Genomic DNA, 21,944 nt, shown 5'->3' on the forward strand with positions numbered 1-21,944 from the left:
GGGCCCAAGAGTCCCGCCGCGAGGTCGGCGTCATCTCACATGCGGCCGGTCTCCACAAAGCGCTGGTGCCAGCTGAGCGCCTCGTCCAGGAGGTGCGGTGTGTGCCGAGCTCGCGGCCGTGCCGCCTTGGCGCGGGCGACGTAGTCGCGTAACGCCTCGCGATACGACGGATGCGCACAGCGATCGATGATGCGCTCGGCGCGATCGGTAGGGGAGAGTCCGCGCAGATCCGCCAGTCCCTGCTCGGTCACGATGACGTGGACATCATGCTCGGTGTGGTCGACGTGGCTGGCCATCGGGACGATGGTGGAGATGGCGCCGTCCTTGGCCGTCGAGGGTGAGAGGAAGAAATTCAGATAGGCATTGCGGGTGAAATCGCCGCTGCCGCCGATGCCGTTCATGATCGACGAGCCCATCACATGGGTGGAGTTCACATGGCCGTACACGTCGGCCTCGATCATCCCGTTCATCGCGATCACGCCGAGACGCCGGATGAGCTCCGGGTGATTGGAGATCTCCTCGCTGCGCAACAGGATGCGACCCTTGTAGGCGTCGATGCGGTCCATGAACCGGGCCACGCCCTCGTCGGAGAGCCCGAAGGAGGTGGCCGATGCGGCGCGCAGCGTCCCGGAGTCGAGCAGGTCGAGCATCGCGTCCTGCAGCACCTCGGTGAAGGCCGTGAGCCCGCTGAACTCGCTGTCATCGAGGCCGGCGAGCACGGCATTGGCGACATTGCCGACCCCGGACTGGAGCGGCAGCAGCTCCGGGGGCATGCGTCCCGCTCGAACCTCGTGCCGAAGGAAGTCAAGGAGGTGGTCCGCGATCGCCCTGGACTCCTCGCCGGGCGGGCTGAAGGGGGAGTTACGGTCCGGCGCGTTGGTCTCCACGACGGCGACGACCCGCTCGGGGTCGACCCGCAGATAGGGCTCACCGATGCGCTCCATCGGTGCGGTGAGCTGCAGCGGTCGGCGGTGCGGCGGGAGAGCGGTGCCGTAGTAGACATCGTGGAAGCCCTCGAACGCGCGAGGCTGCCAGTGATTGACCTCCAGGACGATCCGGTCGGCCTGATCGAGCCAGGTCTTGTTGTTGCCTACCGAGCTGCTGGGCACCAGCAGGCCATCAGGCAGCGCGGCGGTCACCTCGACCACGGCGACGTCGAGGCGACCGTAGAAGCCGAACCACATCTGTTGTGCCGTATGGCTGAGATGGGCGTCGACATAGTCGACCTCGCCGCTGTTGATGAGCTCGCGCAGGGTCGGGTCGGAGTTGTAGGGGAGCCGGGTGGAGATGCCGTGCGCGCGAGCCAGGACGCCATCGGCATCCGGGGCGGTCGAGGCGCCGGTCCAGAGGCCGATGCGGAAGTCCTCGCCTCGATCGTGTGCGGACCGGATCCGGGAGGCGAGCGCAGCAGGGACGGCTTTGGGATAGCCCGCCCCGGTGAAGCCGCTCATCCCGACGTTGTCACCCGGGCCGATATGCGCGGCTGCCTCATCGGCGGTGGTCAGGCGGGCACGGAGAACGGGGCAGGACACGCGCGTCATGTGACGATCGTGCCCTGCCCCGTGGGTCAGCGTGCTCCGGGGTGACGCGATGCCAGCCTCGGTGCGTCCCGGATCACTCCGGCGATGCCGCCTGCTGTTCGGCGATCTGGCGTCGAACGTCGTCCATGTCGAGGTCCTTGACCGCGGTGACGACTTGATCGAGGGCCTCTGCCGGCAGCGCCCCGGGCTGGGAGAAGACCAGGATGCCGTCGCGGAAGGCCATCAGGGTCGGGATCGAGCTGATCTGTGCCGCGGCGGCGAGCTCCTGCTGGGCCTCGGTGTCGATCTTGCCGAAGGTGATGTCGGGGTGCTGCTCGCTCGCGGCCTCGAAGACCGGGGCGAACTGCTTGCACGGACCGCACCACGAGGCCCACCAGTCGACGAGCGTGATGCCCTCGCCGGTGACGGTCGACTCGAAGGTCTCCTTGGTCAGGTCGATGGTGCTCATAGGTACCTCTCGTCGGAAGCTTTCCTGGGTATAACGTCCAGGCACAGCACATCATTCCCTCGAGGTGTCACCGCCTCGGCGCGGATGACGATGCATCGCGGTTGTCATCACGACCTGAAGGCATCGAGTTCGGAGCGGTTCGAACGGATGATGATGCGTGGTGGCGGTCATGGCAGCCACCATGCATCATCATGAGTTCCCAGGGGCCTCGCCACGTCACCGCCAAGCGGGCATCATCGATCTATGAGCGAGCGAACCAAGGGATATCCCGTGCCGGCAGCGGCCGAGCGCCGGGGGATGAGGATCTTCGGGGTCGTGACCGCGTCATCGCTCGTGGTCGCGCTCGCCGCGTGCAGCGCGGGCGAGGATGCCACCCCGGACTCGACGCCGTCACCGGCTCCGACGACGACCGGCGAGGCGCCCACCACGGTGCCGCCATCCGTCGACACCGAGATCGCGGGTGACGTGAATGTCCCCTGGGGTATGGTCTTCGACGAGGACGGCACGGCCTTCGTGGCACAGCGGGACGATGCGTCGATCCTCGCGGTGGAGCCCGATGGAACGGTGACCGATCTCGGTGCCGTGGAGGGCGTGGAGCCCGGTGGTGAAGGCGGACTGCTCGGCCTCGCGCTGAGCCCCGATGGATCCAGGCTCTACGCCTATCTGACGTCCGCTGAGGACAACCGAGTCGTCCAGATGACGGTCGAGGGGGACACGCTCGGTTCAGTCGAACCGGTGCTGACCGGCATCGCCAAGGCGAACAACCACAATGGGGGAGCCCTGGCCTACGATGCCGACGATGACGTGCTCTTCGTCGCCACCGGAGATGCGCTCGATCCGGAGACCGCTCAGGACTCGTCGACACTCGAGGGCAAGATTCTCCGCATCACGCCCGACGGCACGCCAGCGCCGGGCAATCCCTTCGACAACGAGGTCTGGTCGCTGGGGCACCGCAATGTCCAGGGACTCGCCTTCGATGCCGATGGGCGCCTGTGGTCGAGCGAGTTCGGCGACAAGGGAGCCGACGAGCTCAATCTCATCGAGGCCGGGGGTAACTACGGATGGCCGGTTGTCGAGGGACAGAGCGATGACGAGCGTTTCGTGGCGCCGAAGGTCACCTGGCCCACCGATGAGGCGTCGCCCTCGGGGCTCGCGATCATCGGCGACACCGCTTATCTCGGAGCTCTGCGTGGCGAGCGCCTGTGGAGCGTGCCCCTGGACGGCGAACAGGCGGGTGAGCCCGAGGGCTATCTCGTCCAGGAGTACGGACGTATCCGAGCGGTCGCCGCGGCGCCGGACGGTTCACTGTGGATCGGCACCAGCAACACCGACGGGCGATCCGAGCCGGCCGCCGATGACGATCGTCTGCTCCGGCTCACGGTGACACAGCGCTAGGAAGGGTGCTTGCACACGAAGGAACCTGAGGATATCCTCATATTTCGGCGACACTAGATGGCTCACTCACTCCCTCGGTGGAGTCATAGGCGCCGTGGCGTCACGGCGTCGGCTCCCTCCTGGCGTCGCCCGACGCCGAAGACGCCCCCGGTCCATCGCGGCCGGGGGCGTCGTCGTGTTCCTGTGACACACGGATACGACAGTGCCCCCGTCCGTGATGGACGGGGGCACTGCGCTGTCCGAGTCAGCGTGGGCTACTCAGAGGGGCGGCGGGCCGCCCCCGGGTTGAGTCAGCGTGGGCTACTCAGAGGGGGCGGCAAGCCACCCCCGGCTCAGGCGAGCTCGTGCTCGCTCAGAGGGGGCGGATATTGGCGGCCTGGAGGCCCTTCTGACCCTGCTCGACGTCGAACTCGACCTTCTGCTCCTCGTTCAGCGAGCGGTAGCCGGACGACTGGATCGCCGTGTAGTGGGCGAAGACATCCTCGCTGCCATCGTCGGGGGCGATGAAGCCGAAGCCCTTCTCAGCGTTGAACCACTTGACGGTTCCCGTTGCCATGGTGTTCTCCTCATTTACTTTCTTGGCGAAGGCCGCCTCCGGCCGGAGGCGACGGTCGCGACGCACATCCAACCTCGAGAGGAACCACACCCCGAATCAGGACGGGTACTGCATTCATCTGGTCCAACGTCGTGCAACTGCTCCCCATCCTATGCCACGGGTGGTGCCGCTGGGTACCTCGACCGGCCGAGAGGGATGAACATCTCGTGGACCGGGGTCATCTAGTAGCCCATAGTGACTAGTTCTTCATAACCATCCCGTGGAGAAGTGACCAAGGCCTCGGCCGGGCGCCCCACCGGCAGAGGCCTCCACCGATGGTTCGAGCTGGACCGACCTGGAGGCCACGATCGGTGGTGAGCCGATCGGCGCCGACCGATGCCCATGAAGGACACCGCGCAGGCGAAGGCGACGGCGTACACGGCCCGGGGCTGCCGGACCATGTCGGTGAAGGAGTGGTCAGTGGAAGTCATAGGTCCTGACGAAGTTCTCGAGTGCGGGGAGTGCGGCGGCGATCGAGGCCCGGTCGTCGTCGGAGAGTCGATCGAGCGCCTCTCCGATCAACTCGTCATACTGGGCGCGGCGGCGTGTCACCAGGCCCGCGTTCTCCATGCGGCGCACGAGCGCTGTCATGGCGGGCTGGCTCACGGCCTCGCGTTCGGCCAGGGTCGTGATCCGCTGCGGACCGTGTTCGTAGAGGAGCGTCAGGGTGCCGCCCGCGGCGCGGCTCAAGGAGCCACGTGGGGTGCGGCGCACGATGGCATGGGCCTCGGGGATGCGGGACTCAGCCGGCGACGACGCCACCGGTGAGGCGGCGGAAGGCGTAGGTGATGAACAGGCCGCCGATCGGCGCGGTGAACAGTACGCCGACGAAGCAGGCGATGACACCGGCTCCCGCGATGATGCCGCCTAGCAGGACACCGACGAGTGCCATGCCGAGATTGATCTGATAGACCCCGAAGCTGGCCTTGATGGACTCCCATGGCGACAATCCGCGGTCGGCCATCATATAGGTCGAGTACGCCGCTCCGAAGACGAAGATCAGGCCGGGAACGATGCACAGGATGAGGCCCACGATCGTCAGCACCCAGGTCAGCAGGCCGAGCAGGATGGCCGGTCCGATGAGATCGGTCTTGAACAGATCGCCGATATCGGGCCGGCGCCCATCGGCGATTGCGAGGAACATGCGGACCAGGTTCAGCGTGAGGGGTGCGACGATGATCGCCGTCAGGAGTCCGCCCACGAGATTCCAGACTCCGGTGGCGGCGCTGAAGCGCAGAGCGTCCGCGGTCGTCATGGTCGACGAGTCCTCGCCGATGGTGGGCAGGGTCGTGGCCGTGCTGATCGCACCGGAGATGGCCGAGATGATCAGGACGCTGAGGACCAGGGGACCGAGATTCTCCTTGAAGCGCGCCCACGCCCAGGAGAAGGCGGCGGCGACTTCGTAGCCCCCCGACGGAGGTGGAGGGCCTTGCGGCGGATATCCACTGTCGGGACCGCCCGGAGGCGGAGGATAGTGGTCGGACATGAACTCGTCCTCTCGGTCGGTCGTTGCTCCACCACAATGTAGAGCAGATCCGCCCCGATGTCAGCCGGAGGCCGACGGCACCGCGCCGGCCGTCAGAACTCCTCGTGTGTGGCGGGGTCGCCGCCGATGCGGGCATCGCGATCGAGCTCGGCGATGCGCTGCAGGTCCTCGTTGTCAAGCTCGAAGGAGAAGATCGCGAGGTTCCCGGAGAATCGCTCGGGCGTCGCCGACTTGGGGATCGGCGCGGCGCCGATCTGCACGTGCCAGCGCAGCACCACCTGTCCGGCGTCGACACCGTGCTTGTCGGCGATCTCGGCGATCGTGGGATTCTGCAATAGGTCCGAGCCGCGTCCGAGCGGGCTCCACGACTGGGTCACGATCCCCAGCCGTGCGTCGATCTCCCGTTGCTGCGACTGCGGGAAGTAGGGATGCAGCTCGATCTGGTTGACCGCGGGCGTCACACCGGTCTCGGCGATGATCCGGTCGAGATGCTCGGACTGGAAGTTCGAGACACCGACCGACCGGACGAGACCCCGCTCGCGCAATTCGATCATGGCCTTCCACGTGTCGACATAGCGGTCGACCCGGGGCAGCGGCCAGTGGATGAGGTAGAGATCCACGTAGTCCAGTCCCAGTCGCTCCAGCGAGCCCTCCAGTGAGGCGATCGTGGCGTCATACCCCTGGTCGTCTCCGGGCACCTTGGTGGTGACGAAGAGTTCCTCGCGCGGTACGGAGGATGCGGTGATGCCCTGTCCCACGGACTCCTCGTTCTCGTACCGTTTGGCGGTGTCCAGCAGCCGGTAGCCGGTGTCGATCGCGGCCTCGAAGACGGCCGGGTCGTGGATCGAGTAGGTGCCGAAGCCCAGGCGCGGCATGCGGTGTCCGTCATTGAGCTCGAGCACGGGAGAGAGGGGCATGTGTCCACCGTACTTCGCGTCTGGAGAGGATGCTGCGGTACATTCAGCCCGACCGATGCTGAGAAAACGCTAAGAGAAGACAAGAAGAGGTACCGCTGTGGATCTGAAGAATCTGAGCCCGTTCAGCCTGGGCGCACTGGGCGCGGGCATCCTGGCTTTCATCCTGTCACTGTTCGATAGCTATGTGACGGTCTCGGCCGGGGGATTCGGTTCCGCCGGGACCAATGCCTGGACGAGCTTCGCCACCCTCGGCATGCTGCTGGTCGTCGCCGCGACCGCGCTGATCGCCGTCCGGGTCTTCGCCGGCCAGGTGCTGCCTCCGGTGGCGCCCTGGTTCCTGGTGAGCGCGGTCGCCGCGGGAGTGGGCACCTTCCTGCTCATCCTGCGCGCCTTCACCGGCGGCGGCAGCGTTCCGTCCGGTCTCGGCGTGAGCGTGGGCCCCGGATGGTCGGGCTGGCTGCTGTTCGTGGCCGGCATCGTCCTGACGGTGTGCGCCGTGCTCGACTCGCGCGCCACGGGGGAGAAGCTCCCCGACTTCAGCGGTCAGAAGCCCGCCGACGACAACTGAGTCCGTCCGACGGTACGCCGTCCTTCGCCGGTCAGCCGGTGAAGGGCGGTCGTGCGTCCAGGGTGACCGAGCGGCGGCCGGCCCAGCGCCAGGTCCGCGCGACGGCGTCCCGATCCTCCTCGGTCACCAGATTGCCCATGACGCGCAGGGCGATCGTCATGAGCACGTGACTGCGCATGCCGATCGGCCCGAGTGCGGGCAGCAGTCCCGGCACCGTGATGAGACCGGCGAGCCTCCGGGCGATGGAGAAGGCCTCACCGTAGCGCGAGGTGAGGAGCGCGGGCCAGGTGGTGCGCGGGGCGTCGCCGAGGACGAGGACCTCGGCGGCCTCGCGGCCGGTCTCCAGTCCGTAGTCGATGCCCTCCCCGTTGAGGGGGTTCACACAGCCAGCCGCATCGCCGACGAGCATCCAGTTCGGTCCGGCGACACCTGAGACCGCCCCACCCATCGGCAGCAGCGCCGAGGTCGGGAGGCGCAGCTCGGCCCCCAGATCCCACTCCTGGCGCCGGAGCCCCGCGTAGTACTCCATCAGCGGGCGGATCTGCAGACTCGCCGGACGCTTGGAGGTCGCCAGCGCTCCGACACCGAGGTTCACCTCGCCGTCGCCGAGCGGGAAGATCCACCCATAACCGGGCAGGAGTTCGTGGTCCTCGCCGCGCAGCTCGAGGTGCGAGGAGATCCACGGGTCATCGGAGTGGCCCGACTTGACGTAGCTGCGTCCGGCGATGCCGTAGGCCGTCTCGCGGTGCCATTCCCGTCCGAGGACGCGGCCCAGCGGCGATCGCACGCCATCGGCGACGATGAGCCGCCGGCACGCCACGGTGTGCTCGGTCTTGTCCGGTCCGACCAGGAAGACGACACCGTCGACCGCGCCGGCCGACCAGGTCACGTCCACCGCGCGGGCATCCTCCAGCGGGCGGGCACCGGCGTCCACCGCGGTGCGGAAGATCCGGTCGTCCAGCTCGGTGCGCGGGACGGCGGATCCGTGGTCGGGCAACGAGCCACCCGGCCACGGGAGGAGGAGCTGCTGGCCGAAGCCGTTGGCGCGTAAACCCCGGTTGACGGTGTGCCCACGGACCCAGTCGCCGAGACCCAGCCGATCGAGCTCGGCGACCGCGCGAGGGGTCAGGCCGTCCCCGCAGGTCTTGTCGCGGGGGAAGCTGGCGGCATCGGCGAGCACGACATCGAGTCCGAGGCGCGCGGCCCAGGCCGCTGCCGCGGACCCGGCCGGTCCGGCGCCGACGACGAGCACATCGGTGGAGGCGGGCAGCGTCATGGCCTCATTCTCCCATCCGCCGCCAGCCCGCCGATGGGCGGTGAGTAGGCGTCCCTTCTCACCGCCCCGCTGCCTCAGTAGGTGGGTTCGCGGCGCTTGAGCTGACCGATGACCGTCAGGGTGAGCGGCAGCACGCAGATCTCGACGAGCACCTTGAACAGCACGCCGACGATGAAGTAGTTGAGGAAGACGCCGAAGGACGTGATGCCGATGGCGGTGGCGGCGATGGCGCAGAAGATCAGCGTATCGGCCGTCTCTCCGACCCCGGTCGAGGCGATGAGCCGGCCGACGAGCCCGCGCTCGGCGGTGCGCTCCTTGAGCTTCACCAGCACCCACGCGTTGAGGAACTGGCCGACGAGGTAGCCTGCGAGGCTCGCGACGACGATCTGGCCGACCGGCCCGGCGACTGCCTCGAAGGCCGCTTGGTTCTCGTAGAAGGAGGCCGCGGGCGCGTGCTGGACGAGCCAGAACGTCACGGCCGTGAGGATCGCCATCGCGAACCCCACGATGATCGCGCGCCGCGCGGCCTTGAAGCCGTAGACCTCGCTGATGACATCACCGAGGATGTAGGCGACCGGGAAGAGGATCGCACCGCCGTCGGTGACGATGGGCCACAGCTGGACCGAGCCGATCGAGAACGCGCCCGAGCCGATCTCGATGCCCTTCGTGGCGGCGATATTCGAGACCACGAGCACCACACAGAACATGGCGATCGCGATGTCGTAATAGGAGGAACCGCGCGAGGCGAAGCGCACGGCAGGTTTCGGCGAGGTTGCCTGCGGGGTCATGCCGTCGCCTGCCAGGAAGACCGACGATGGGCAGGCGTCGGCATGACGTCCCCGGTGATTCGCTCGCTGCGCTCGCTCATGATGGACTCGATCCTCTCACGGACCGTAGAAGCGGCCGAGGGTGTCGGCCTTGAAGGCGTGATAGGTGCCGTCGTCGATCGAGGCGCGGATGTCGTCGACGAGCTTCACCATGAAGCGCTCGTTGTGGATCGTGCACAAGGTCGCGCTGAGCATCTCATTCGTCTTGAACAGGTGATGCAGATACGCCTTGGTGTAGTGCGCGCAGGTGTAGCAGTCGCACGCATCGTCGATGGGGGAGAAGTCGCGACGGGAGGCGGCGACATCGAGGTTGTAGCGGCCTCGACGCGTGTAGACGCGCGAGGATCGCGCGACCCGCGACGGCGTGACGCAGTCGAAGGTGTCCGCGCCGTTCTCGATCCCCTCGAAGAAGTCATCGGGCTCGCCGATGCCGAGCAGGTGGCGCGGCTTGTCCTCGGGCAGCTCATCGACCACCCACCGGCAGATCGTGCCGAGGTTCTCCTTCTCGATCGCGCCGCCGATCCCGAAGCCGTCGAAGGGGAGGCCGGCGAGGTCGCGGGCCGCCTTGCGTCGCAGATCCTCGTACTGGGCACCCTGCACGACGCCGAAGAGCGCCTGGTACGGCTTGTCGGCGCGTTCACGGGTGAGCTTCTCGTGCTCGGCGATGCATCGCTCGGCCCAGGCCTGGGTCCGCGCGAGGGACTCCTCCTGGTAGCCGCGGGTGTTCATCAGCGTCGTCAGCTCATCGAAGGCGAAGATGATGTCGGCGCCCAGCTGGTGCTGGATGCGCATCGAGACCTCGGGGGTGAACCGGTGGCGTGAGCCATCCAGATGGCTCTTGAAGGTCACGCCGTCGTCGTCGACGTGGGCGAGCCGCTCCTTGCCCTTCGCGATCACGTCGTCGCGCGCGACGCGTGTGCTGTCCATCGAGAGGGTCTTCTTGAAGCCGACGCCCAGGCTCATGACCTGGAAGCCGCCGGAGTCGGTGAACGTCGGCCCCGGCCAATTCATGAACCGTCCGAGCCCGCCGGCCTCGTCGACGATATCCGCGCCGGGCTGGAGGTAGAGATGGTAGGCATTGGCCAGCAGCGCCTGGGCACCCAGCTCGGCCATGCTCTCGGGGAGCACCGACTTGACCGTCGCCCGCGTGCCGACCGGGATGAACGCCGGCGTGCGGATCTGGCCGTGGGGCGTGGTGATGACGCCCGAGCGGCCCGGCGCGTCCTCGATACGGTGGTCGATGCTGAACACCGGGTCATTCTCCCACCGGGGTCGCGACCGGGGGACGGGCCGGCTCGGCGAGTGTGCGAGTCGCGGCGAAGGCGGGACGTCACCAGGGCCGGCCGACGCCGCCGATCGCGCCGAGCCAGCAGACATAGCCGCAGAGGACGGCCACTGTGATGAACAGCGTGTTCCAGACGACGGCGGGCAGGACGGTCAGCCGGGCCAGCACGGCGGCATCGCTGGACAGATCGCGTCGGCGTCGTCGAGTCACGGCCAACTCGATCGTGGCGCGCAGACCGCCCAGCACGAGGAACCACGCCACCGCGTAGCCGGTGAGACGGGCCCACTCCGGATCGTCGACACGCGTCTGCAACAGCCAGACCCCGCCACCGCACACCAGCAGTACGAGGAGCCCGAACCAGTTCCGGATGACGAGCACCATCGCCGCCACCACGCCGAGAACGGCCCACCAGGCCCACACCTCGCGCTCGGCGAGGACCAAGAGCATCATCGACACGCCGAGCAGCGGCGGGGCGGTGTAACCGGCGAAGGCCGTGACGATCATGCCCGGCCCGTGCGGCCGGCCGATCGACTCGGTGATGCCCGAGGTGTCGCGGTGAAGCCTGATCGCCCGGACCCTGCGGCCGGTAGCCAGAGCCACCGCCGCGTGACCGGCCTCGTGTACCAGCGTGACGGCGTGACGGGTCAGCCGCCACGCCGGCGGCACGAGGACGGCCAGCACAGCGACCGCCGCGCCGATCCACGCCGGATCGGGCACGGATTCAGTCGCTCGGGCGATCGACGAGCTCGACGCGGGTACCGTCGCGGTCGCTGGCACCCATCGCGGCCGCCATGCGGTGATGCACGGCGCCCTCGCGGTGACGGCTCTGACGATCGAGCGTGAGACCGAGGGCCGTCTGCGCCCATGCGCTCGTCGGCTCCAGCTCGACGAGGCGGCGGAAGGCGTCCTCGGCCGGCTTGAGCAGGGCGGCGGCGAACTGGGCCCGCCCGTACAGCTCCCAGGCGGCGGCGTTGCCGGGCTCGGCCTCCAGCACGGGCCCGAGCACCCGGCCGGCCTCGCGTGGGAAGCGCGAGTCGAGCAGTTCCTCGGCCAGGCGGAACGCCTCGAGAAGGTCCATCGCCGCGATCATGTCGTCGGTCAACGTGGGCTTCATGTAGATGGTCACAGCGCCTCCTTCGGTCGCACTGATCCCAACGTCATTCCGCGGGCGCTGATTCCCCGCCCTCATTGGGCTGCGGCGGCTGGGTGGGGGCCTGGGTCGTGGGAGCCGCGGTGGTCGGGGAGGTGGCCGTCGGCGCCTGGGTCGTGGGAGCGCTCTGGGTGGGTGCGGTGGACGTCGGATCCGCGGACGGCTCTGTGCCCTCCTCCGCGGGAGCCGGGGTGCGCTCGGCACCGCCCCCGGAGGAGCTGACGGGCACGATGGTGGGATTCGAGGAGTTGCCGTAGGACTTGCCCGTGGACACCTCATACACCCCGATGATGACCACGGCCGCGAGCAGCGTCGCCCCGCTCACGAGGGCGATCGAACGCCAGTTGAGACGCTGCAGGCGCTCCTTCCAGGAAACCGGGTCGGCCTTCGCGGTCGCGATCTCGCTGCCGTGCTCGGACGTCGTGTCGTCGCCCGTGCTCTCGATCACGCTGCCCTGGTCGGTCAGCAGCGTCTTGCTGCGCTGGACACCCCGTTCGAGGCTCGAACGGTAGAGCGCAGTGGCGATACCGGCGACGATGCTGCCCACCGCGGCACCGATGAGCGTGCCGGCGACGCCGAGCCAGGACGCCATCCACGCGGACGTCATCGCGGCGAGCGCACCGGCCACTAGCTGCAGACCGGAGAGATCGGCGAGGGGTCCTGTGCGAGGCATGCCCTCGATGCTACCCAGCGGTACCGCTGGACCTAAGAGGTTCCGGCGGAACCTCTGGGTGACACCGATGACACTCCGTCAGAGCGTCCCGTGGTGTCGGCCGGGTTCTGTCGGTGGCGCTCGTTATCGTCGAGACATGCGATTCGTGGCCACTGCTGACTGGCAGCTCGGCATGCCCGCGTCGTTCCTGCCCGATGAGGCACGCGCCCGGTTCGCGCAGGCGCGGATCGACGTGGTGAGGCGTATCGGCGAGGTCGCGGCGGAGTGGGGAGCGGACTTCGTCGTGGTCGCCGGGGACGTCTTCGACTCCAATCAGCTGCACCGCTCGGTGGTGGCGAGGGCCTTCGACGCCCTCGCCGACTGGTCGGTGCCGGTCTACCTGCTGCCGGGCAACCACGACTGTCTCGATGCCGCCTCGATCTATCGCTCCGCAGAGTTCACCGGGGCGGTCCCCGCGGGAGTCCGGGTGCTGGACGCGCCCGGTGTCTACGAGGCGACACCTGAGGTGGAGCTGGTGGCGGCGCCGTGGTTCGGCAAGCGCCCGCTCACCGACCTGGTCGCCGATGTGCTCGCCGACCTTCCCGAGCCGGGCGGTCGTCGCCGGGTGCTCATCGGTCACGGTGGCCTGCTCGGCATCGACCGGGACGATCCGGCCGCGATCGACCTGGCGGCGCTGACGGGGGCGCTGGCCGATCGACGCCTCGATGTCGCCATCCTGGGGGACCGCCACTCCACCACCGAGGTGGCCGATCGCCTCTGGTATCCCGGAGCTCCGGAGGTGACACGGCATCGGGAGACTGATCCGGGCCAGGTGCTGGTGGTGGATCTGGACGTACGCACCGGCCGCGTCGAGGTCACGCCGGTGCGGGTCGGCCGGTGGACCTTCCTCACCCATGAGGCGCCGCTGAACGGCGACACCGATCTCGATGATCTGGAGCGTGATCTGGAACGTCTGCCGGACAAGCACCTCACCGTGGTGCGTCTGACACTGACCGGCACGTTGACGATCCCGCAGCGGGCGAGGCTGGACGACCTGCTGGGGCGCGCGGCCGACCGTTTCGCCCATATCTTCGTCTGGCAGCGTCGCAGCGAGCTGGCGGTCCGCGGCGAGGCGGCCGATTTCAGCGAGTTGGGGCTCACCGGTTTCGCCGCCGAAGCGGTGGCAGAGCTCACCGAGGAGCTGAACGGTCCGGCGGGCGGGGAGGCGGCGGACGCCCTCGGACTGCTCTACCGGCTCACCGGTGCCGCGGAGGTAGGCCGATGAGACTCCTTCGCATGCGGCTCGAGCACTTCGCCGGCATCGACGGGCCGCTGAACATCGACTTCGCCGAGCAGGGGATCACCGTCATCGAGGGGCCGAACGAGACCGGCAAGTCCTCCATCGTGGGGGCGCTACGACTCGTCCGCGATTTCAAGGCCTCGTCGCAGGCCGCCGAGGTGCGGGCCGTGCGGCCGACCCACGTCCAGGCCGACCCTTCGGTCGAGATCGAGCTGCGCACGGGGCCCTACCACCTCACCTACGCCAAGACCTTCGCCCGCAAGGGCGCTACGCAGCTGACCGTCCACGCGCCCGCAGCCGAGAGTCTCACCGGCGATGCCGCGCATGATCGCGCCACGGCGATCCTCGCCGAGACCACCGATCTCGCGCTGTGGTCCGCGCTGCAGGCAACCCAGGGGGAGCCGCTCGCGCAGCCCGTGCTTGCCACGCTGGCACCCCTCCATACCGCCCTGGCGTCCCTCGGCGGAGAGGAAGCGGTCGGCGGCCACGATGAGCTGATGCAACGTGTCGAGGCCGAATATCTGACCTACTACACGCCGACCGGACGGCCCACAGGCGAGCACGCCAGGCTGGCCGGGGAGTTGACCGAGGCCGAGGCGCGGGCGAGTCAGGCGGAGGAGGCCCTCAGCGAGATCGCCCGCCTGACCGAGAGTCACGAACGCCTCGTCCTGCGCCGCGAGGAGCTGACCGGAGCCATCGCCACGCAGCGCAAGGAGGTCGACCGCCTCGCCGAGCGGTGCGCCGAGTTGGATCAGCTGCGCCAGGAGCTGCAGGAGGCGCGGCGCATCGCCGAGGGGGCCGACCAGACCCTCGCCATCCGACAGAAGGCCGCCGAGCGCCGGACGCAGCTCATCGCCGAGCTCGACGAGGCCCAGCGGGCCCGCCGGGAGGCCGAGTCGGACGCGACCATGGCCGCCACGGCCCTGGAGGAGCACGAGGCGCAGACCGGTTCGGAGGATCCGGACACCGCCATCGATGCCGCCAGGTCCGAACTGGACCTGGCGGCGGACGAGCAGGAGCGCGCTCGCGCCCAGCAGGAGCTGGAGCAGGCGCTGCGGCGCCTCGACGAAGCTCGGGCGGCGCAGGCGGCACGGGACGAGGCTCGCGCCGTGCTCCGCGAGAATGCCGTCGACGAGGAGTCCGTCCAGCGCCTCCAGGACGATCACCTGCGCTGGCAGACGGCTGCCGCCCGCAGCGCGGGCGCCGCTCCGACGGTGACCCTCGAGCGCCTGGGCGATCTGCCCGTGCTGCTCGACGGACAGGAGGACGAGGTCCGCGAATATCCCGTGGTCCGGCCGGTGGTCGTCGAGGTGCCTGGTGCCGCCCGGGTCACGATCAGCCCGCCGGCCCCGCTGGCCGAGGAGGTCGCGGAGGCCGATCGCCTGCGCCGCGAGTATCAGCGGGCCTGCGAGGCCCTGGGGGTCGCCGACCTGGAGGAGGCACGGACCCGGGCCCGCATGCGCACGGAGCAGGAGCGTCTCCTGGCCGACAGCACGGCCGAACTGCGTCGGGCACTCGGCCAGGACGACTCGCTGGCGCAGCTGGAGGAGCGGGTCGAGTACTGCCGAGAACGCGTCGGCGCGGACGAGCCCCCCGATCCGGAGACCGCGGCCGAGCGGCACCGGAAGGCCATCGAGGCCTATCAGCGAGCATTGACCGTTGCCGAGGACTCGCGCGTTGAGCGGCGCCGGGCCTTCGAGATCGGGCAGCAGCTGCGCGAGCGCCTGGTGCGCGCGGGGACTGCCGCAGAGCACGTGCGTGCTCGCGCCGAACGGGCCGCCGCCGTGCTGGCCGCGGATCGGGCCCAGGCCGACGATGCGACGGTCGCGGCTGCGGCCGAGGAGGCGCGAGAGGCCGCGACCCGCGCGTTCGCCGCGGTGGCCCGGGTCGAGGCTGTGCTCAACGACCACGGTGCCGACGAGCTCGCCTCGGAGATCGACGCTCGCACCGACGCATTGGAGACTGCCGAGCATCGCTTGCGAGAGCTGGACCACGAGATCATCGCGGTGGAGGCCACGTTGGAGGTCCGCGGTGGCGAGGGCCTCCAGGATGCGGCCAACCGTGCTGCCGAGGCGGTCGCCGATCTGCGCCGACGCTGGGTGTCGGTCGACACTCGCGCTCGCGCTGCCCGCCGCCTGCACCTGACCCTGACCGATCATGCCCAGCGTGCCCGCCGTCGCTACGTCGGGCCCTTCCGCACCGCGATCGCCGAGCTCGGCCGGACCGTCTTCGGTCCCGGCTTCGATGTCGAGATCGGTGAGGACCTGAGCATCCTCACCCGTACGCTCGACGGTCGGACGGTCCCCTTCGAATCCCTGTCCGGGGGCGCCAAGGAGCAGCTAGGCGTCCTCGGTCGGGTCGCCACGGCGCGGCTGGTCGACGACGATCACGGTGCACCGGTGATCCTCGACGATATCCTCGGCTATGCCGATCCGCTGCGCCGCCAGCGTGTGCTGGCGATGCTGCGGCAGGTGGCGCGCGAGGGCCGGGTCCAGATCATCGTGCTCACCTGTGAGCCGAGCCGCTTCGATCTCCTGGTCCCCGACGCCACCCGGCGCCTGGGATAGGGGCAACGGGTTCTCGGTCAGGCCAGGGCCTGCTCGATATCGGCGAGGAGATCGTGCTGGTCCTCGATACCCACCGATAGCCGAACGAGGTCGTTGGGTACCTCGAGGGCCGAACCGGCGGTCGAGGCGTGGGTCATCGCGCCGGGATGCTCGATGAGCGATTCGATGCCGCCGAGACTCTCGGCGAGCGTGAAGATCCGCGTCCGCGAGCAGAAGTCGAGTGCCGCCTGGCGTCCACCCGCGAGCCGCAGCGAGATCATGCCTCCGTAGCGCCGCATCTGCCGCTGTGCCGCCTCGTGCCCCGGATGCTCGGGGAGCCCCGGATAGAGCACCCGGCTCACCGCGGCATGTCCGAGCAGCAGATCGACGATCGCCTCAGCGTTGTCGCAGTGCTTCTCCATGCGCAGGGCGAGGGTCTTCGCTCCCCGCATGGTCAGATATGCGTCGAAGGGGCCTGGCACACCGCCGGCGCCGTTCTGCAGGAAGGCGAAGCCGGCATCCAGCTCCTCGTCATCGGTGATCAGCGCGCCGCCGACCACATCGGAGTGGCCTCCGAGGTACTTGGTGGTCGAATGCAGCACCACGTCGGCACCGAGCTCCAGCGGCTGCTGCAGATAGGGGGAGGCGAAGGTGTTGTCGACGACGAGGCGCACCCCCGCGGTGCGGGTGACCTCAGCGGTCGCGGCGATGTCGCCGATATTGAGCAGCGGATTGGTGGGGGTCTCGATCCAGACGGCCTTGGTGTCGCCGGTGATCGCAGCCCGGATCGCATCGACGTCGTTGACGGCCACCGGCGTGTAGCTGATGCCCCAGTGGGTGAACACCTTGTCGATCAGCCGGAAGGTGCCGCCATAGGCGTCATCGGGGATCACCAGATGGTCGCCGGGCTTCAGCAGCGTGCGTAGCGCGGCATCGGTGGCCGCCATCCCCGAGCTGAAGGCGCGGCCGTAGCGGCCCTGTTCGAGCGCGGCGAGATTGCCTTCCAGAGCCGCGCGGGTCGGGTTGCCGGTGCGGGCGTACTCGTATCCGCCGCGCATCCCGCCCACACCGTCCTGCGCGAAGGTCGAGCTGGCGTAGATCGGCACGTTGACCGCGCCGTTCTCGGCATTCGGCTCATAGCCAGCGTGGATCGCTCGTGTCGCGAAGCCGTGCTCAGGAGTCGTCATACATGTGCTCCCAACAGGTCGAGGCGGGTGAGGACACCGAGCGGGATGCCCTCGTCGATGACGAGGAGAGCGTCCCGCTCGCTCAGGGCGGACAGTCCGGCGGCCAGATCCTCACCGGCGCCGATGAGGGGAAGTGAGGGCTCCATGTGATCGGCGACCGCATCGGTCAGCTGGGCGCGACCCTCGAAGACGGCGCTCACGAGCTCACGTTCGCTCACGCTGCCGGCCACCTCGCCGATCACGACCGGCGGCTCCGGTCCGACCACTGGCATCTGTGAGACGCCATACTCACGCATGATCTCGATCGCATCGCGCACGGTCTCCGAGGGATGCGTGTGGACGAGCGCGGGGATGCTCCCGGACTTGCGGCGCAGGAGGTCGCCGATCGAGGTCTGCGCGCTCTCACCGCTGAGCGGCGTGCGCAGGAAGCCGTAGGAGGCCATCCAGTCGTCATTGAAGATCTTGGTGAGGTAGCCGCGGCCACCGTCGGGCAGCAGCACCACGACGATGTCATCAGGATCGGCCTGCTCCGCCACCCGGATCGCCGCGACGACCGCCATGCCGCAGGAGCCGCCGACGAGCAGACCTTCCTCGCGGGCCAGCCGGCGGGTCATCTCGAAGGAGTCGGCATCGGAGACTGCGATGATCTCGTCGGGCACCGAGGGGTCGTAGGCCGTGGGCCAGAAGTCCTCGCCGACGCCCTCCACGAGGTACGGGCGTCCGGTGCCCCCGGAGTACACCGAGCCGACGGGATCGGCGCCGACGACCTTGATGGCCGGGTTCTGCTCCTTCAGATAACGCCCGGCACCCGTGATCGTGCCACCGGTGCCGACACCGGCCACGAAGTGGGTGACGCGGCCATCGGTGTCATCCCAGATCTCCGGACCCGTGGTCTCGTAGTGCGAGGCGGGGCCCGCCGGATTCGAGTACTGGTCGGGCTTCCAGGCGCCCTCCGTCTCACGTACGAGGCGATCGGAGACCGAGTAGTAAGAGTCCGGGTGCTCAGGGGGGACGGCGGTGGGGCAGACGACGACCTCCGCACCGTAGGCGCGCAGCACATTGCGCTTGTCCTCGCTGACCTTGTCCGGGCAGACGAAGACGCAGTGATAGCCGCGCTGCTGCGCGACGAGGGCGAGCCCGACCCCGGTATTGCCCGAGGTCGGCTCGACGATGGTGCCGCCCGGTTGCAGAGCCCCGCTCGCCTCGGCCTCGTCGACCATCTTGACGGCGATGCGATCCTTGGCGCTCCCTCCTGGGTTCAGGTACTCGATCTTGGCGGCGATGGTCGCGCCGCCGACGGGGGAAACGGAGTTGAGCCGGACCAGGGGCGTGCCCCCGATGAGGTCGACGACGTGGTCTGCGATGGGCATGCCACCATTGTGTCAGCCTCGTGGTGCGCCGCGCCCGGGGTCAGGAGCGCAGCGGTCGACCGTGCTCGTCGATCGGCCGGCCGACGAGGATGAGGATGCCGTCGATGAAGGGCCAGAGCGCGCCAAGCCCGCAGGTGACCAGGGTGACGACGAGCTGGATCACGCCCAGGCTCATGTCGCCCATGTACATCCTTCCGATGCCCAGCGGGACGAGGATCTGGAGGAGACCGGCGATGATCTTGGAGCGGTCCGAGTAGGGCGCCCCGGTCGAGGGTTCGCGTCCGTAGGGGGCGTCCGGGGACGGCCCCCACCAGCCCGGTCCAGGGGGACCGGGCTGGTGGGGCGGGGGATAGGACATCAGACGACGGCCCCGTCGCCACGACCGTTGTCGATCGTGGAATAGGGGTCGACGGCTCGCTTCTGCGCGTCCTTCTCCGGGTTGAAGGGGAACCGCTCCTCCAGCAGGACCGCCAGCGATGTCGCGGTGAAGATCGTCGACAGCACGCCCAGAGACAGGCCGATGATGATCGCCAGCGAGAAGTCGGTGAGCGAGTCACCGCCGATCACCGCCAGCGCCCCCAGGATGAATAGCGCGCTGAGCGTGGTGTTGATCGTCCGCGGGATGGTCTGCAGCACCGCGTCGTTGACGAGTTGCCGCAGATGTGATTGGGCCCGCAGGCCTGTGTGTTCTCGGATGCGGTCGAAGACGACGATCGTGTCGTTGACGACCAGGCCGATGATGGACAGGATCGCCGCGAGGAAGACACTGTCGATCGTCTTGCCCCACCAGGCGAAGATGCCGACCACCATCAGCACGACCGAGGCCATCGACACCTGCGCGGCGAGGGCCCAGGTCCAGCGGAATCGCCAGCCGAGGTAGATCAATTGCGCCGCGATGGCGATCGCGAAGGCGAGGAGGGCCTTGTTGCGCAGCTCGGTGCCGAGGCTCGGCCCGACCTGTTCGTCGCGGATCTGCTCGACCTCCCCGCCGACCGAGACGACGGCGTCGCGGATCTGGCCGACCTGTTCGTCGTCGACATCCTCCGTGCGGATGGTGATGTTCTCGCCGCCGCCGTCGCTGGACGACTCCTGCACGACGGCATTCGGGAAGCCCGCGTCGCTGACGGCTTCGCGGACCGTCTCGGCGTTGACGGTCTGCGTCGTGGAGTACTCGATGATGCGGCCGCCCGTGAAGTCGACGCCGAGGTTCAGTCCCTTGCCGAAGACACCGACGAGGGCCACCATCGCGATGCCCGCGGTGACGACGATCCAGACACCGGCGCGCTTCACGATGAACGGCCCGCGTTCATTGATGAACCGGCGGATGCTGCCGGTCCCGGCGATACCGCTGACCGGCGGACGCTTGCTGACGAAACGCCGGCGAACCGCCCACTCCGCCAGCACACGTGCCACGACGAGTGCGGAGATCATCGAGGCGAGCACACCGATGGTCAGCGTGACGCCGAAGCCGCGGACCGAGCCGGTGGCGAAGAAGAACAGCAGCATGGCGGCGAGGATCGTGGTGATATTGGAGTCGATGATCGCCGACCACGCCTTGTTGAAGCCGGTGGTGAGAGCCGGACTGAGTCCGGCCTTGGGATGTTCTTCGTATTCCTCGCGCGCTCGTTCGTAGACGAGGACATTGGCATCGATCGCCAGGCCGATCGCGAGCACGAATCCGGCGAGGCCGGGCAGGGTCAGCGTGGCGCCGAGCCAGACGAGGATGCCGTAGGCGATGAGTGTGTAGGTCGCCAGCGCGAGCGTGGCCATGAAGCCCACCAGGCGGTAGACGAAGACGATGAAGAGCGCGGTCAGGGCGAGGCCGATGAGCGCGGCGGTGACCGAGGCGTCGATCGCGGCGGCACCGAGGGTCGGGCCGATCGTGCGCTGCTCGATCGTGTCGACGGGCACCGGCAGAGCGCCGCCCTTGATCAGCACCGCGAGGTCGTCGGCCTCGGACTGGGAGAAGTCACCGGTGATGGACGTGCTGTTGCCGCCCCCGGACTGGCACAGGCTGGGCTGGATCTGCGGAGCGGAGATGATGCTGTCGTCGAGGACGATGGCGATGCGCTGGCCGCCGGCGGTATTGGCACACGCGGATTGCACGAGCTCACCCCAGGGGCCGCGGCCCTCGCCGCTGAAGTCGACATTGACGACCCATTGACCGATGCCGCCCTCGGGCTGCGCGGCGACGGCGTCGCTGATGCCATTGCCGTCGAAGGCGACCGGACTCAGCAACAGGTCCTGGCCCGACTCGTCGGGCAGCACGGTCTGTCCCTCCTCGGGCTCGATGCCCTCGGTGGCGGGGGAGACGACCTCCCGGAACTCCAGGGTGGCCGTCTGACCGATGACCTCGGCGGCCTGGGCCGGGTCCTGCACGCCCGGGAGCTCGACGATGATGCGGTTCTCACCGGAACGGGCGAGGGTGGGCTCGGAGACGCCGAGGGCGTCGACGCGGCCGCGGATGACCTCCAGTGCGCGGTCGGTGGCCTCGCTGTCGGCCTCGACGCGGTCGGTGGACTGGGCTTCGAGGACGATCTGCGTACCGCCGCGGAGATCGAGGCCGAGGTTGGGCGGAAAGTGCCACGCCGAGAATCCGGCGAGGGCGACGACGAAGAACGCGGCGAGCGCGCGCCAGCGTGACGGGGTCATGGTCATGGGGGTGCTTTCGATGGGCGGGGCAGGACGATGCGGGTTCAGCAGAATGCCGGCGGGGCCCGCCCGGCCCTGGCGCGTACCCGTCGTCTCGGTCCCTCGCCCCTCTGCCCGTGGGCGAGCAGCGTCGTCGTCACCGCGAGCAGCACTACCGCCGTCAACACGGCGAGGGGCAGCTGATCGGTCACCACCGGCACATGATCGTCCGCGGTGGTCGCCTGCGGCGCTGTGGCGCTGCTGGTCGTCGTGGTGCGGTCGCCGGTGCTGACGGAGGCGGTGGCGCCGCTCGTGCTCCGGGTCGGTGCACCGGACTGAGTCAGTGCGGTGGCGCCCAGCAGTGCCACGAGGATCGCCGCGCAGCTCGCGATGATCCCCCAGACGGCGGGGCGGGTATGACGCACCCGGCGAGTCTAACGGCCGGTGAGCCCTGATGGGGTGTGCCGTCCCGAGCGGGGCCGCCATCGCCGGCCCCGCCATAAGTTATGTGGGGCGCCGTCGGTGGTTGCGTTTCCATTGGGTGGTTCTGGGTGTGCGGAATTCGGGGGTGCCGTCTCGTGGGTTCAGACGGCATTGGAGGTGTCCGGTGTGGATTTGTCGGTGATGTTCGGCGCAGATGGGGATGGCGTCTTTGAGGTTGGTGGTTCCGCCGTCTGCCCAGGTCTCGTCTCCGTGGTGCGCTTCGCACTCCGTCGCGGCTATGCCCGTGGTGCGACGGCTCCATTCCGGGTGGGCGATCGCAGTCCGGG

The 21,944-nt window shown here is 68.8% G+C and carries 21 protein-coding genes; 4 read left to right on the top strand and 17 right to left on the bottom strand.

Annotated features, from left to right (window positions below; all coding sequences use genetic code 11):
* Nucleotides 1–35: 35 nt before the first annotated feature.
* Nucleotides 36–1,541 (bottom strand): acetyl-CoA hydrolase/transferase family protein, encoded by a 1,506-nt coding sequence (locus BHE97_RS09150; RefSeq protein WP_087623729.1) that lies wholly within the window; start codon nucleotides 1,539–1,541, stop codon nucleotides 36–38.
* A 73-nt stretch (nucleotides 1,542–1,614) separates the two neighbouring features.
* A complete protein-coding gene (gene trxA, locus BHE97_RS09155) occupies nucleotides 1,615–1,989 on the bottom strand; it encodes a thioredoxin (RefSeq protein ID WP_087623730.1) in 375 nt (124 codons plus the stop codon).
* A 243-nt stretch (nucleotides 1,990–2,232) separates the two neighbouring features.
* Here trxA and BHE97_RS09160 point away from each other — a divergent pair, with 243 nt between their 5' ends.
* Nucleotides 2,233–3,384, top strand: a complete 1,152-nt coding sequence (locus BHE97_RS09160; RefSeq protein WP_236757609.1) for a PQQ-dependent sugar dehydrogenase — start codon at nucleotides 2,233–2,235, stop codon at nucleotides 3,382–3,384.
* Nucleotides 3,385–3,736: 352 nt separating this feature from the next.
* Here BHE97_RS09160 and BHE97_RS09165 read toward each other — a convergent pair whose 3' ends face one another.
* From BHE97_RS09165 to BHE97_RS09180, 4 genes are all read right to left on the bottom strand, one after another.
* Nucleotides 3,737–3,940 (bottom strand): cold-shock protein, encoded by a 204-nt coding sequence (locus BHE97_RS09165; RefSeq protein ID WP_087623731.1) that lies wholly within the window; start codon nucleotides 3,938–3,940, stop codon nucleotides 3,737–3,739.
* 456 nt (nucleotides 3,941–4,396) lie between these two features.
* A complete protein-coding gene (locus BHE97_RS09170) occupies nucleotides 4,397–4,693 on the bottom strand; it encodes a MarR family transcriptional regulator (protein ID WP_236757610.1) in 297 nt (98 codons plus the stop codon).
* 28 nt (nucleotides 4,694–4,721) lie between these two features.
* On the bottom strand, nucleotides 4,722–5,465 hold the full coding sequence (locus BHE97_RS09175; protein WP_087623733.1) for a hypothetical protein: 744 nt from the start codon (nucleotides 5,463–5,465) through the stop codon (nucleotides 4,722–4,724).
* A gap of 92 nt (nucleotides 5,466–5,557) precedes the next feature.
* The gene (locus BHE97_RS09180; protein WP_087623734.1) at nucleotides 5,558–6,382 is read right to left on the bottom strand and encodes an aldo/keto reductase; all 825 of its coding nucleotides are present in this window, start codon (nucleotides 6,380–6,382) and stop codon (nucleotides 5,558–5,560) included.
* Between the two features lie 97 nt (nucleotides 6,383–6,479).
* Here BHE97_RS09180 and BHE97_RS09185 point away from each other — a divergent pair, with 97 nt between their 5' ends.
* Nucleotides 6,480–6,950 (top strand): hypothetical protein, encoded by a 471-nt coding sequence (locus tag BHE97_RS09185; RefSeq protein ID WP_087623735.1) that lies wholly within the window; start codon nucleotides 6,480–6,482, stop codon nucleotides 6,948–6,950.
* Nucleotides 6,951–6,981: 31 nt separating this feature from the next.
* On the opposite strand, the gene BHE97_RS09190 is transcribed toward BHE97_RS09185, so the two are convergent.
* From BHE97_RS09190 to BHE97_RS09215, 6 genes are all read right to left on the bottom strand, one after another.
* Nucleotides 6,982–8,226 carry a geranylgeranyl reductase family protein gene (locus tag BHE97_RS09190; RefSeq protein WP_087623736.1) on the bottom strand — a complete coding sequence of 415 codons (1,245 nt, stop codon included), beginning with the start codon at nucleotides 8,224–8,226 and terminating at the stop codon, nucleotides 6,982–6,984.
* A gap of 74 nt (nucleotides 8,227–8,300) precedes the next feature.
* The gene (locus tag BHE97_RS09195; RefSeq protein ID WP_087623737.1) at nucleotides 8,301–9,014 is read right to left on the bottom strand and encodes a queuosine precursor transporter; all 714 of its coding nucleotides are present in this window, start codon (nucleotides 9,012–9,014) and stop codon (nucleotides 8,301–8,303) included.
* A 96-nt stretch (nucleotides 9,015–9,110) separates the two neighbouring features.
* Entirely contained in the window at nucleotides 9,111–10,304 is a 1,194-nt protein-coding gene (gene tgt, locus BHE97_RS09200; RefSeq protein WP_236757611.1) for a tRNA guanosine(34) transglycosylase Tgt, read from the bottom strand.
* Between the two features lie 79 nt (nucleotides 10,305–10,383).
* Nucleotides 10,384–11,055 carry a M50 family metallopeptidase gene (locus BHE97_RS09205; protein ID WP_201791390.1) on the bottom strand — a complete coding sequence of 224 codons (672 nt, stop codon included), beginning with the start codon at nucleotides 11,053–11,055 and terminating at the stop codon, nucleotides 10,384–10,386.
* 4 nt (nucleotides 11,056–11,059) lie between these two features.
* The gene (locus tag BHE97_RS09210) at nucleotides 11,060–11,464 is read right to left on the bottom strand and encodes a hypothetical protein (RefSeq protein ID WP_201791391.1); all 405 of its coding nucleotides are present in this window, start codon (nucleotides 11,462–11,464) and stop codon (nucleotides 11,060–11,062) included.
* Nucleotides 11,465–11,495: 31 nt separating this feature from the next.
* A complete protein-coding gene (locus BHE97_RS09215) occupies nucleotides 11,496–12,161 on the bottom strand; it encodes a hypothetical protein (protein ID WP_087623739.1) in 666 nt (221 codons plus the stop codon).
* 136 nt (nucleotides 12,162–12,297) lie between these two features.
* Between BHE97_RS09215 and BHE97_RS09220 the strand changes: the two genes are divergently transcribed.
* Together BHE97_RS09220 and BHE97_RS09225 are read left to right on the top strand one after the other, a co-directional pair.
* Nucleotides 12,298–13,425 (top strand): metallophosphoesterase, encoded by a 1,128-nt coding sequence (locus BHE97_RS09220; RefSeq protein ID WP_087623740.1) that lies wholly within the window; start codon nucleotides 12,298–12,300, stop codon nucleotides 13,423–13,425.
* A complete protein-coding gene (locus BHE97_RS09225) occupies nucleotides 13,422–16,007 on the top strand; it encodes an ATP-binding protein (RefSeq protein WP_087623741.1) in 2,586 nt (861 codons plus the stop codon). Before BHE97_RS09220 ends, BHE97_RS09225 begins: the two co-directional genes overlap by 4 nt.
* Nucleotides 16,008–16,024: 17 nt before the next feature.
* On the opposite strand, the gene BHE97_RS09230 is transcribed toward BHE97_RS09225, so the two are convergent.
* From BHE97_RS09230 to BHE97_RS09250, 5 genes are read right to left on the bottom strand one after another with little or no spacing between them, the layout of a single operon-like run.
* Entirely contained in the window at nucleotides 16,025–17,173 is a 1,149-nt protein-coding gene (locus tag BHE97_RS09230; RefSeq protein WP_087623742.1) for a cystathionine gamma-synthase, read from the bottom strand.
* On the bottom strand, nucleotides 17,170–18,543 hold the full coding sequence (locus BHE97_RS09235; RefSeq protein WP_087623743.1) for a cystathionine beta-synthase: 1,374 nt from the start codon (nucleotides 18,541–18,543) through the stop codon (nucleotides 17,170–17,172). The genes BHE97_RS09230 and BHE97_RS09235 overlap by 4 nt, the downstream gene beginning before the upstream one ends.
* Before the next feature lie 40 nt (nucleotides 18,544–18,583).
* Entirely contained in the window at nucleotides 18,584–18,901 is a 318-nt protein-coding gene (locus tag BHE97_RS09240) for a TM2 domain-containing protein (protein ID WP_087623744.1), read from the bottom strand.
* Entirely contained in the window at nucleotides 18,901–21,195 is a 2,295-nt protein-coding gene (gene secD / locus BHE97_RS09245) for a protein translocase subunit SecD (RefSeq protein ID WP_236757612.1), read from the bottom strand. The genes BHE97_RS09240 and secD overlap by 1 nt, the downstream gene beginning before the upstream one ends.
* 44 nt (nucleotides 21,196–21,239) lie before the next feature.
* Entirely contained in the window at nucleotides 21,240–21,599 is a 360-nt protein-coding gene (locus BHE97_RS09250) for a hypothetical protein (RefSeq protein WP_087623746.1), read from the bottom strand.
* Nucleotides 21,600–21,944: the final 345 nt, after the last annotated feature.

The sequence above is a fragment of the Aeromicrobium sp. PE09-221 genome, assembly GCF_002174305.1.
Lineage (GTDB): Bacteria > Actinomycetota > Actinomycetes > Propionibacteriales > Nocardioidaceae > Aeromicrobium.

What these genes read in the sequence shown, in the direction of transcription:
- BHE97_RS09150 (WP_087623729.1), bottom strand. Translation starts at nt 1,541, where the DNA reads ATGACGCGCGTGTCCTGCCCCGTTCTCCGTGCCCGCCTGACCACCGCC.
- trxA (WP_087623730.1), bottom strand. Translation starts at nt 1,989, where the DNA reads ATGAGCACCATCGACCTGACCAAGGAGACCTTCGAGTCGACCGTCACC.
- BHE97_RS09160 (WP_236757609.1), top strand. Translation starts at nt 2,233, where the DNA reads ATGAGCGAGCGAACCAAGGGATATCCCGTGCCGGCAGCGGCCGAGCGC.
- BHE97_RS09165 (WP_087623731.1), bottom strand. Translation starts at nt 3,940, where the DNA reads ATGGCAACGGGAACCGTCAAGTGGTTCAACGCTGAGAAGGGCTTCGGC.
- BHE97_RS09175 (WP_087623733.1), bottom strand. Translation starts at nt 5,465, where the DNA reads ATGTCCGACCACTATCCTCCGCCTCCGGGCGGTCCCGACAGTGGATAT.
- BHE97_RS09180 (WP_087623734.1), bottom strand. Translation starts at nt 6,382, where the DNA reads ATGCCCCTCTCTCCCGTGCTCGAGCTCAATGACGGACACCGCATGCCG.
- BHE97_RS09190 (WP_087623736.1), bottom strand. Translation starts at nt 8,226, where the DNA reads ATGACGCTGCCCGCCTCCACCGATGTGCTCGTCGTCGGCGCCGGACCG.
- BHE97_RS09195 (WP_087623737.1), bottom strand. Translation starts at nt 9,014, where the DNA reads ATGACCCCGCAGGCAACCTCGCCGAAACCTGCCGTGCGCTTCGCCTCG.
- BHE97_RS09215 (WP_087623739.1), bottom strand. Translation starts at nt 12,161, where the DNA reads ATGCCTCGCACAGGACCCCTCGCCGATCTCTCCGGTCTGCAGCTAGTG.
- BHE97_RS09220 (WP_087623740.1), top strand. Translation starts at nt 12,298, where the DNA reads ATGCGATTCGTGGCCACTGCTGACTGGCAGCTCGGCATGCCCGCGTCG.
- BHE97_RS09225 (WP_087623741.1), top strand. Translation starts at nt 13,422, where the DNA reads ATGAGACTCCTTCGCATGCGGCTCGAGCACTTCGCCGGCATCGACGGG.
- BHE97_RS09230 (WP_087623742.1), bottom strand. Translation starts at nt 17,173, where the DNA reads ATGACGACTCCTGAGCACGGCTTCGCGACACGAGCGATCCACGCTGGC.
- BHE97_RS09235 (WP_087623743.1), bottom strand. Translation starts at nt 18,543, where the DNA reads ATGCCCATCGCAGACCACGTCGTCGACCTCATCGGGGGCACGCCCCTG.
- BHE97_RS09240 (WP_087623744.1), bottom strand. Translation starts at nt 18,901, where the DNA reads ATGTCCTATCCCCCGCCCCACCAGCCCGGTCCCCCTGGACCGGGCTGG.
- secD (WP_236757612.1), bottom strand. Translation starts at nt 21,195, where the DNA reads ATGACCCCGTCACGCTGGCGCGCGCTCGCCGCGTTCTTCGTCGTCGCC.